The organism is Psychrobacter sp. (genome assembly GCF_035469765.1).
In the GTDB taxonomy this organism is placed as follows: Bacteria; Pseudomonadota; Gammaproteobacteria; order Pseudomonadales; family Moraxellaceae; genus Psychrobacter.
On sequence record NZ_DATIRM010000285.1, the window covers coordinates 1 to 11,120 of the forward strand.

7 protein-coding genes are annotated in these 11,120 nt (G+C 43.8%); 5 read left to right on the top strand and 2 right to left on the bottom strand.

Annotated features, from left to right (window positions below):
• A partial coding sequence (coaBC, locus tag VLN09_RS08090) for a bifunctional phosphopantothenoylcysteine decarboxylase/phosphopantothenate--cysteine ligase CoaBC (protein WP_325245391.1) occupies nucleotides 1-972 on the bottom strand: 972 nt, incomplete at its 3' end.
• A gap of 128 nt (nucleotides 973-1,100) precedes the next feature.
• Here coaBC and radC point away from each other — a divergent pair.
• The 3 genes from radC (at nucleotide 1,101) to VLN09_RS08105 (ending at nucleotide 6,774) form a co-directional block, all read left to right on the top strand.
• The gene (gene radC / locus VLN09_RS08095) at nucleotides 1,101-1,784 is read left to right on the top strand and encodes a RadC family protein (protein ID WP_325245393.1); all 684 of its coding nucleotides are present in this window, start codon (nucleotides 1,101-1,103) and stop codon (nucleotides 1,782-1,784) included.
• Between the two features lie 316 nt (nucleotides 1,785-2,100).
• Nucleotides 2,101-5,013, top strand: a complete 2,913-nt coding sequence (locus VLN09_RS08100; protein ID WP_325245395.1) for an acyl-CoA dehydrogenase — start codon at nucleotides 2,101-2,103, stop codon at nucleotides 5,011-5,013.
• Nucleotides 5,014-5,400: 387 nt separating this feature from the next.
• Nucleotides 5,401-6,774 (top strand): dicarboxylate/amino acid:cation symporter, encoded by a 1,374-nt coding sequence (locus VLN09_RS08105; protein ID WP_325245397.1) that lies wholly within the window; start codon nucleotides 5,401-5,403, stop codon nucleotides 6,772-6,774.
• 173 nt (nucleotides 6,775-6,947) lie between these two features.
• Here VLN09_RS08105 and VLN09_RS08110 read toward each other — a convergent pair whose 3' ends face one another.
• Nucleotides 6,948-7,703 carry a TSUP family transporter gene (locus tag VLN09_RS08110; RefSeq protein WP_325245399.1) on the bottom strand — a complete coding sequence of 252 codons (756 nt, stop codon included), beginning with the start codon at nucleotides 7,701-7,703 and terminating at the stop codon, nucleotides 6,948-6,950.
• Between the two features lie 582 nt (nucleotides 7,704-8,285).
• On the opposite strand from VLN09_RS08110, the gene nhaA reads away from it, so the two are divergent.
• Nucleotides 8,286-9,488, top strand: a complete 1,203-nt coding sequence (nhaA, locus tag VLN09_RS08115; RefSeq protein ID WP_325245401.1) for a Na+/H+ antiporter NhaA — start codon at nucleotides 8,286-8,288, stop codon at nucleotides 9,486-9,488.
• A 78-nt stretch (nucleotides 9,489-9,566) separates the two neighbouring features.
• Complete coding sequence (locus tag VLN09_RS08120; RefSeq protein ID WP_325245403.1) at nucleotides 9,567-10,955, top strand: oxygenase MpaB family protein; 1,389 nt, start codon at nucleotides 9,567-9,569, stop codon at nucleotides 10,953-10,955.
• Nucleotides 10,956-11,120: the final 165 nt, after the last annotated feature.

Here is an 11,120-nt window from a genome sequence, read left to right on the forward strand (position 1 = left end):
CACCTTCACGCTGCCATCATTGATATTATCAGCATGAACATGCGCTTCACCGCAATCACAGTCTCCATGCTGATGAGCATGTTCATGGCTGTGATCATGGCTGTGTTCATGAGAATGGTCATGCGTATGGTCATGTTCCTCTTCAAGCATATACTGTAGCGCATGATGCGTACCTTCCACACATTGCTGCGCGACCATCAGCATCTCTTTGGCTGATAGTACATCAATACGCGTGACATTGAGCGGTGTTGGCAGAGCAACTTTGCCACCAGTAATCAAAATAACATCTGCACCGGCAGCAACACAGGCACGGGCTAAGGCAAAGCCCATTTTTCCCGTAGAATGATTGGACAAATAACGTACAGGATCGATAGCTTCTACCGTCGGTCCTGCAGTAATCACAACTCTCTTGCCTGCCAAGAGTTGCGGTGTGGTTTGCATCGCTTGAAACAGCAAAACCTCTTCTAATAGCTGCTCAGGCTCAGGCAAACGCCCTGCTCCCACATCGCCGCAAGCTTGCTCGCCACTAGCAGGCGCAATGACTTGATAATCCATATCACGCAAGGTTTGCACATTTAAATTGACGGCTGGATGCGCCCACATTTGCTGATTCATCGCAGGGGCAATAATAACTGGCGCTGTCGTTGCAAGACATACAGTGGTCAGTAAATCATCAGCCATACCCATCGCAAGACGCGCCAAGGTATTGGCAGATGCTGGTGCGATGACCACAAGGTCTGCCCACTTGGCAAGCTCGATATGACCCATCCCTGCTTCTGCTTTTTCATCGAGTAATGAGATATGTACCTCATTACCAGTCAAAGCTTGTAGGGTCAGCGGAGTGATAAAAGCCTGTGCACCTGAGGTCATAATGACGCGCACATCAAAGCCCGCCTTAATTAGTAGACGGGCAAATACGGCAGATTTATAAGCAGCGATACCGCCGGTGATAGCAAGCACAATATTGGACATAAGCGTGGCATCAGTAAAAAATTGAAAGATAAAAATTGCGCTTATAGTATCAATTATGCGATAAGTTAGGGAAAGTTTTCTGAATTTAACGCATTTATCGCGTAGCAATGGTATCTCAAGGAGTGACAATGGCCATCAAAGACTGGCATGAAGATGATAGACCACGTGAGAAGCTATTAAAATTTGGCGCCGCACACTTGTCTGACGCTGAAATATTAGCGATATTCCTGCGTACAGGCACCCAGTCTCAATCAGCCATCGAGTTGGCGCGTCATCTGATTGAGCAATTCGGTAGCCTTGCAGAGCTTTTGGCTGCACCGCAAGAGACTGTCCTTGCTTGTCATGGTATTGGTCCTGCCAAATACGCGCAGATACTCGCCTCACTTGAGATGGGCACGCGCTATTTAGACAGTCAGCTTAAAACCGGTAAATCCCTCGACCGCTCGCAAATGGTCAAAGACTATATCAGTACCCAGTTGCGCGGTGAGCCGCGAGAAGTGTTTGCTGTGTTGTGTTTGGACAACGCCTTAAATCTAATCAATTTTGAAATACTATTTACTGGTGGTATCTCTTCTTGCTCCGTCTGTATCAAGCACGTGCTACGTCATGCGTTAAGCTATGCAGCTAGCCAGCTCATTATCGCGCACAATCATCCGCATACCGACGCCACACCATCAACGGCGGACAACCTGTTGACATATGAGCTCAAAAAAGCCTGTGATCTAATAGACTTGTCTCTAATTGACCATATCATTGTCGGACGCAATGAGACCTTATCTTATGCCGAGAGCTGTTTAGCACCTTTTAGTTAACGGTTGAGATATTACTTAGCTATATGAAAGTCTTGATACATATTATCGACACAGCGTAGCGTTTTCGCTCTTGATAGTTATAAACAACTGTTTCATATTAGTAGTTAAATTTATTTTTGACAAATCCTTTATTCTCAATACGAAGTTTTTATTTTAGGGTGGCTATATCTGAAATCCCTAATTTCAAAAAACCAAAATTATTTTTTACTATAAAAAAGAACGGCTGGAATATAAAACAACAATCATAGTTATTCCAAACTTTCTTATTCACTTGGATTTTGACGCTTTTTTATTGAGCGTTGCAAAGGAGGCAGTTATGGCCATTGGCTTATTTATTTTGGCAGTTATCATTCAATTAGCCATGGTCTTGGCCATCTTTTTGCTGTCATTATCGCGTGTCACTGGCAGCAGTGTTGCCTTAATTACCGTCCTCGTCGCTGCTTTTATCAGTCCATGGTCGCTTATCCTAGGTCTACCCATTGCGCTACTTTGCCTAGTGCTTCTTGTGACCTCTATTCGTCAAAGCCTAATTACCAAGCCTGTTTATAAGGCCTTGGGCGGTGCTATGCCGAGCATGAGTGACACCGAGCGTGAAGCACTTGATGCAGGTACTAGCTGGTGGGAAAAAGAGCTGTTTATGGGTGCGCCTGACTGGGATACCTTTGCAAAATATCCTTATCCGGAATTGTCAGAAGAAGAGCAGAGCTTTATAGATAATGAGGTCGAAGTACTTTGTGCGATGCTCGATGAGTGGCAAATCCACCATGAAGACAAAGAGCTGTCCCCACAAGCGTGGAAATTTATCAAAGCCAATGGCTTTTTGGGGCTAATCATTCCCAAAGAATATGGTGGACTGGAATTTAGCTCGTATGCCCAAAGTAGGGTGATGAGTAAGATTTCATCGCGTTCGCCGACTGCTGCAGTGACCTGTATGGTACCAAACTCACTCGGTCCTGGTGAGCTACTCATGCATTACGGTACCGATGAGCAGAAGCAGCGCTGGTTACCTGGTCTTGCGAAAGGTGAAGAAGTTCCGTGTTTTGGTTTGACCGGTCCAGAAGCTGGCTCTGATGCAGGTGCAATTCCTGATACTGGTGTGGTGTGTTATGGGCGACATGAAGGCGAGCAAGTGCTTGGTCTACGCATGAATTTTTCTAAGCGCTGGATTACTTTAGCGCCTATTGCAACGGTCGTTGGTTTAGCATTTAAAATGCATGACCCCGAAGGTTTATTGGGTAATCCTGAAAAAACCGATTATGGCATTACTTGTGCGCTCGTACCTGCAAAGCATAAAGGGGTAATTATCGGTCCGCGCCATAATCCGATCGGTTCACCATTTATGAATGGGACGGTTGATGGTCAAGATGTCTTTATACCGCTTGATTATATTATCGGCGGTGTGGAGAATGCTGGACGTGGTTGGCGGATGCTGATGGAATGTTTAGGCGTTGGGCGCGGAATCTCATTGCCCGCCCTATCGACTTCTGCCAGTGAAATGAGCTATTTATCGGTTGGTGCCTTTGTAAGAGTTCGTGAGCAGTTTAAAATTTCAGTCGGCAAGTTTGAAGGCGTGCAAGATGCCACCAGCCGTATTGCCAGTAATACTTATATGTTAGAAGCCTTTCGTCATCTGGTCACTTGTGGTCTCAACCAAGGTGGTACGCCATCAGTGATGACTGCAATGGCAAAATATTATGCTACTGAGACCATGCGCTCAGTGATTAATGATGGTATGGATGTCGTTGGTGGCCGTGCGGTACAAATGGGACCGCGTAACTTTTTAGCGATTCCTTATCAAGCGATCCCAGTATCTATTACCGTTGAGGGTGCCAATATATTGACGCGCTCACTGATGATTTTTGGTCAAGGAGCGATGCGCTGTCACCCTTATCTATTCGATGAGCTGCAACTGCTACAAAGCGAAGATAAAGAAGGCGCGCTCAAAGCGTTCGATAATTTATTCTTTAAGCATTTAGGCTATACTTTCAATCGCGGCGCCAAAGCCTTTGTCGCAGGTTATGTTGGTGGTAGTGGTCATGCACCAAATTTTGCTGATAACTTTACCCTTCCTTATTACAAACACATCAACCGCTTAAGCGCAAGCTTTGCCCTAACCGCCGATATGTCTTTAGGGTTGCTCGCTGGTGATTTAAAACGCAAAGAGATGCTCTCTGGGCGCTTAGCAGATATCCACTCTCATCTATTTATCGCAACCGCAATTTTGCAGTTTTATGAATATGGCAGCAAATCAGTCGCTGAACGCTTGCATGCTGAAGTGGCGCTAAAAAACAGTTTTTATACCATTCAAGAAGCTTTCTTCTCTTTGTTTGCCAACTTCCCAAATCGTATGGCAGCCAATTTGGTCAGCTTTGTGACCTTCCCAAGCGGTCGCATCTTTGCCCCAGTGAGCGATGAGCTAAAATGCCAATTGGGTGATATCTTTATGGATGATTTTGAAGCCAATCCATTCCGCGATTATCTTAAAACTATGGTGTACTACAATACTGAGCCTGATGATGTCACCGGACGTATGGAACACGCTTATCAGACGCTACTTGAAGTTGAACCTTTATGGCAGAAATTTAAAAAAGCGGAACACAAAGACAGCTTTGAGGGTTTGACCTTTGAGGACCATGTGGTATATGCCAGCCAAAATGGCGACATTACTGAAGAAGAAGCGGAAGTGCTCATTCAATACAACGCCCTTCGTTTTGATTCACTATTAACCGATGTATTTGATAAACATTTATCAGAAGCTCAGGAGCGTGATAATCCACATACTCTTGAAAATGCTGTCCATCAATTGACGGATTACGCACAGCTAAAAAATGAAGCTAAAGGTAGAAATAATATATCTGTTGATAGCGACGAGCCTACGACTGATAAGCTAAATGATGTTGCGCATACAAATGAGCAGACTGGTGATGCCAATCCTAATCATGGTTATGAGAGTGATGGTGATGTAAAAATGGTCAGTGAGCAAGATACTGCCAAGGAAGTGCGTGCGCAGACCGATTTTGAGAATGCACACCCTGAACTCGAAGCTCTTGATTCGCGTCACCGTGATGCAGAGTCACAATTAAATGAACGTATGAGCTATAATCATCGATTGAATAAAGATGGTTCGGTAAACCCAAACAATATACAAGCTAATAGTGCTGAGCAAACAGAGCATGGCAACCCTGCATGGAAAGATAGTTTGCACCGTGATGAAAACGACAATGTTTAACGGTTATTAACTTGGCTATTTTTCAACCTATCTATCTCAATAAACTAAGCGAGATGCTCTCATAAGAGCCATCTCGCTTTTTTATTGAATCACTTACATTGCGATTCAATAACCTTGAGTAGCCCTTGTTTCACTCAGATTGCTGTGAAATTCTGGTTAACAAAAAATATCGAACACAATAATATTGTAATGTCACGCCATTTAAGTCATAAAAAATTCTTGCAGTATCCCTAACTATTCTTTTATATTGTCCCCCAAAATCTGACTTAATGGTCAGTTCATATATTTATAGACGTCACAGCAACAGTCATGACAGCAATCTTGCACTCATATTGAGCGCGCTATTGTGTCTATTGCTGTGCGTAACGGACACCAAGGATAGCGTTTATGTGGAAAAATATGGGTTTGACGGGCAAGATTATTGTTGCCATGGTGCTCGGTATTATACTGGGTCTATTTATAAACTATTCTGGCTTGAACACGGAAGGCAGCTTTGTAAATAATTATGTCACCAACGGTTTTCTTGCCATTGTCGGCAAGCTGTTTGTGAACTCGCTAAAAATGCTCGTCGTACCGCTGGTCTTGATTTCACTGATCTGCGGCGTCTGCGGTATCGGTGATATTCGTCTATTAGGACGTATTGGTGGCAAAACATTCTTTATCTATATGGTGACCACAGCACTAGCGATTACTACTGCTATCGGGCTTGGTTCACTATTTGGTATTGGTAAAGGCATGCAAATCGAAACCGATGCGGTATTCGAAGCCGAGTCAGCGCCGCCCCTTATCGACGTTTTCTCCAATATTATCCCCTCTAACCCCATCAGCGCGATGGCAAATGGCGATATGCTATCGATTATCTTTTTTGCGATGTTGATTGGTATTAGTATTTTAATGGTGGGTAAGCCCGCCAAAGGTTTGGTACAAAGCTTAGAGCTTATCAATGAAGTCATCTTAAAGATGGTGACCATCATTATGAATCTAGCGCCGTATGGTGTATTTGCACTGTTGACCAAAGCAATGGCTGAGCTGGGATTAGATCTTATCTGGTCACTACTGGGTTATGTCGCTGTATTGGTTGGTGCACTCTTCTTTCACTTTTTCGTCACGATGATGGTGATACTCAAGCTGACTTCAGGGCTATCTGTTAAGACCTTTTTGGCAAAAATGCGCGAAGTACAAATCTTTGCCTTTAGTACTTCAAGCTCGAACGCAACAATTCCCATTACTTTACGTGCGGTCACCAAGCGTATGGGCGTTAGTAATTCAGTGGCTTCTTTTACCATTCCATTTGGCGCGACGATCAATATGGACGGCACAGCAATCATGCAAGGTACGGCGACCATCTTTATCGCCAATCTGTATGGTGTTCAATTAGGCGTTACCGGCTACCTGACCGTTATCTTGATGTCAGTGCTCGCCTCTATCGGTACGGCAGGCGTGCCGGGCGTAGGTCTGATTATGCTATCCATGGTATTTGCCCAAGTCGGTCTACCTATTGAAGGTATTGGTCTGATTTTAGGGGTTGACCGTATTCTTGATATGCTACGTACCGCAGTGAACGTCGGTGGCGATGCGGCAGTTACAGTCATCGTTGCAAAATCAGAAGGGGAGATGGATTTGGCCGTTTATAACGATCCTGATGCGGGTGCAAAAGAGATGTTTGATGGTCATATCGATGCAGACAGCGAGCGTGAACTATCAGCAGTCTTTCATGATGGTGTGATGGGCAGTGAATATGATGATATTAAACGTGGCTAGTTTTTAGTAAGAAATAGCCAATATAAAATAGCTTATATGAAGTATTAAAAAACCTCAGCCGATTTGTGAACTGATCCCCAAATGTTGGACACAACTTATGGGGGTCGGTTCATTTGGTCTGAGGTTTTTTATTGTCTATTATGCTTAAACATCAATATCAATATCAATACGTATTAACCAAGCACATATTTGGTCAGCATTGCCAGACAAACTAAAACAATCATCGGACGAATAAGTTTACTGCCACCTTTTACCACCATATGCGAGCCAAAATAAGCGCCTATCGTTTGCCCAACCATCATAGCAAGCCCTACTTTCCACAATACATTACCACCTAAGATAAAGAAGATGAGTGAACCAATATTGGTGGACAAATTGAGCACCTTTGCCGCACCGGTCGCTTCAATGATTTTTCTACCCCGCAGCGCGACATTTCCTAAGGCAAAAAACATTCCTGTACCTGGTCCTATATAACCATCATAAAAACCAATCAAGGGTGCCACTACTTTTTGCCACTTACTTTCTGATATACGCGGTTCTGCCTCCACCTCACCGAGCCTTGGGGCAAATAACGTATAAATGCCAATCGCGGCAATCAAAAACGGAATCAGTTTTTCTAATAAATCCGGCGGCGACAACTGGACGGCAATCGTTCCAAAGACAGAACCTATAAAAGCGGCAATAATCGCCGTTTTTATATTCTTAGGTTTGACCACACCCTTTCTAATCATGGTAATAGACGCCGCTAGCGCCCCTGATGCTGCTTGTAGCTTATTGGTACCTAAGGTCAACACAGGTGGAATATTGGCAAGCAGCATAGCGGGAATCGTCAACAAACCGCCGCCGCCCGCAATGGCATCGATAAAACCTGCTAGCGTGGCCACAGCCGCTAGCATTAAAATAATCTCAATAGAAAACGATAAGTCCATGACACTGACCTGCAAAATTTATGATATAAGAGACACAAGCCTTGGAATAGTCACCCAAACATCATTTTTAGCAGCGCTTCCTTAACCGTACTTGTCTAGGAACACGCAGTTAAAAATGCTTGGGTAGATATTAGGCAAAAAGTAGACAGCTAGATAATAATGCTACGGCTTTGATAATAGTTGATTTATAAAAGCCAAATTGGATGCTAGCAATGACATATGGCATAAAGCCGAATATTATAAAGATAAAACCGTAAAAAAAGCCAAAAACCTAACAAAGTCTGCTAGGTTTATCGTGCAAGATTCTTTAGTTGTCATTAAAAACAGCCTTTACTCTTATCAAAGCTTCAAGGAAGACCTAAAAATAGATAACGTATTTCATTTGTTTATGCTAATAAGAGTGTGAGAAACTAGAGCAAGCTATCTGGTGTGTCAGTCTGAGAAACCTCAGCGCTGATAAAATTCATACCACCATACGGTATCCTACTTACAGCGGACCCAATACTGATATCTGCAAGACATAAGAAAGACAGTTGAGTTTTTGAATAATTTCGCACGTTTTATTTGGTTAATGAGGATAATATGGCAATACATAAAGTCAGAGCATTTTTTAATCTTGAGGCGTCAGGCGGCATTGTCCTAGCGCTGGCAGCTATCGCAGCAATGATTATTGCTAATACTTCTCTAAACACTTGGTACGAAAGCTTTATCCACGCTCCCGTTGCTATTCAAATCGGTAGCTTCTCAATTGCTAAAGATGCCCATCATTGGATTAATGACGGCTTAATGGCGGTATTCTTCTTTTTAGTCGGTCTTGAGCTTAAACGTGAGGTATTAATTGGCGAGCTCTCCAATGTAAAGCAAATTATCTTGCCAGCAGGAGCGGCGCTTGGCGGGATGGTTGCACCTGCTATCGTCTATCTACTTTTTAACTACCATGAGCCTGAATTTTGGAAAGGTTGGGCAATTCCTGCTGCAACCGATATTGCTTTTGCCCTTGGTATCTTAAGCTTACTTGGCAATCGCGTACCCAACTCACTAAAAGTCTTCTTAGTCTCTATTGCTATCTTTGATGATATTGGTGCCATTATCATCATCGCCTTATTTTATACCAATGACTTATCACTCGGCTCATTGGCTGTCGCGGGCTTATGCCTGCCGTTCTTATATCTGCTCAATCGCCGTAATGTGACCAGCATCACTCCTTACTTGCTGATTGGGGTAATTATGTGGATTGCGGTACTCAAATCCGGTATCCATGCAACGTTAGCAGGGGTGGTATTGGCGCTATTTATTCCTTTGTTTGACCGCACTGACCCTGAGCATTCTCCGCTTGAAGAGCTTGAGCACGATCTACAAAATACCGTATCTTATGGCATCCTACCGCTGTTTGCTTTTGCGAATTCTGGTATATCGCTTGCAGGTGCAGGCTTGGCTGAGCTATTCCATTCAGTACCGCTTGGTATTGCTGCCGGACTATTTATCGGCAAACAAGTAGGCGTGATGCTGATGTGCTGGGTGATTTTTAAGCTGGGCATTTCTACGATGCCAAAAGGCATGAACTTCAAACAAATCTATGGTGCAGCATTATTATGTGGTGTCGGTTTTACCATGAGTCTGTTTATCGGCGGTCTAGCATTTGGTGGCGTATCCCCATTATTTGATGAGCGTTTAGGTATCATTATGGGTTCAATCGTCTCTGGTATCGCAGGTTATATGATGCTTAAATTTACGTTAAAAGATGAGGTCAATGCGACCTCTGTGGACTTAACACGTCATTCTTAATGGTCGTTTGAGCTACTTTATTGTAAAGTAGCTCAAGGCGCTTAATAAAAAGCAGTTGCTACAGAGTTGCTCAAAAATATGGATTACATCGATCTCTCGAAAAAAATCGCTAAAAAAAATACTGCCAGTGCTCGGCAAGATGCTGACCCTCATCAAGCGCCTGCTTCTTACCAGCGCCATGGACGCACGACAGCCATTGATGATCATAGTGATCTGCAAGTATTAAAGCGTATCAAACGCTATTTGCTACCAAAAGATTTTGTTATCTCGCAAGAGTTATTAGACGAGATGGTTGCAGGCTATGACATTGGTGATCCATTGGCTGACGCTCTCGCGGCTGATGATATTCGTTTTGCAAAGCCCTTACAGCAATTTATTATTGATGATAAAAAAGCGCTTATTTTTGAGGATGATGCCCTTCTAGATAATGCTTCTTTTAACGTTTTAAGCGAACAGTTTAGCCATCATCCTGATTGGTTTACCCCTAAGCTTGCACATATTGGCGCGATTGCCTATCGGCGCTATCCATTGATGCTGATTTGGCTGCTGCGTAATGTGGCGCTGATGGCAGGTTATAGCATTCCTGCCCTATCGCTGCCGCTGCTCCAAACTGGCGCCCTGATGCACGATGCCTTACCGCGATTGATGCGTACTTATGCTTATATCCTTGCGGTCTCTGAGCATCCTCCATTGCATAAGCCGAATACGAGCGCCCATAATCAACACAAACCTATCGAGCAAGTATTAGCGATTGGCTCTGAAGGCTGGCGTCAATCTATCAAGGTACGTCAAATCCATACCTTGGTACGGCAAAACTTGCTTAAAGGTAAAGCCAATGCCGCGACCGGTGGCTTATCAAATGCTGACCAACATCATCTGCCTGATGGTAGCTGGAACACCGCTTATTGGGGCATACCAATCAACCAGACCGATATGATTGCCACCCATTTACAGTTTTCATTGTTGATTATGCGCGGCTTAAGGTTGCTTGGCGCTCGTATCAGCACTGAGGAAGCCGAAGGTATTTTACATCTATGGAATCTTGCCAGCTACTGGATGGGGGTGGATTTGCAGCGGCTGCCAAAAGATGAAACTGCCTGTTGGGAGTGGCTCTATACCTATCTATCCATTCAACAGCTTGATTTTAAGATGGGACAACCATTGGCAAAAGCGCTACATGACTTGCCGCGTCAGCTCATGGGCGAGGATAACCGCCGTGGACGCTTTGTTGAGATGGTCAATGCTAGTGTGACCCGTACTTTGGTCGGCGATGATATCGGTGATGGGCTAAATCTACCAAAGTCAAAAATACGCTTTGGCGTCTTATCCTCTGTGCCGATTCTCTTTGCCCTTGATACCGCACGCCAGCACAACAGTACGGTCGCCGACAAGCTAGAGACATTTCGTGCCAAACGTCAAGACAATATGAACTGGTGGCTTAAGAAAAACGATGCCTATTATAAATAAAACGCTCTGATTGAAAAATTGAACAAGCAGAGAATTCCATCAACCATGTTTAGATATTAAATTTATGACTGGTATTAAAGAATACTATTCATCCACCATCTATAGTCAGGGAAAAGCAATATCGATACATAACGTACTGCTGATATCAATTTTTCTTGCTTGCTG

Bases quoted from the DNA above. Each gene is read 5' to 3' on its own strand.
- VLN09_RS08105 (WP_325245397.1), top strand. From the start codon at position 5,401: ATGTGGAAAAATATGGGTTTGACGGGCAAGATTATTGTTGCCATGGTG.
- VLN09_RS08110 (WP_325245399.1), bottom strand. From the start codon at position 7,703: ATGGACTTATCGTTTTCTATTGAGATTATTTTAATGCTAGCGGCTGTG.
- nhaA (WP_325245401.1), top strand. From the start codon at position 8,286: ATGGCAATACATAAAGTCAGAGCATTTTTTAATCTTGAGGCGTCAGGC.
- VLN09_RS08100 (WP_325245395.1), top strand. From the start codon at position 2,101: ATGGCCATTGGCTTATTTATTTTGGCAGTTATCATTCAATTAGCCATG.
- radC (WP_325245393.1), top strand. From the start codon at position 1,101: ATGGCCATCAAAGACTGGCATGAAGATGATAGACCACGTGAGAAGCTA.
- VLN09_RS08120 (WP_325245403.1), top strand. From the start codon at position 9,567: ATGGATTACATCGATCTCTCGAAAAAAATCGCTAAAAAAAATACTGCC.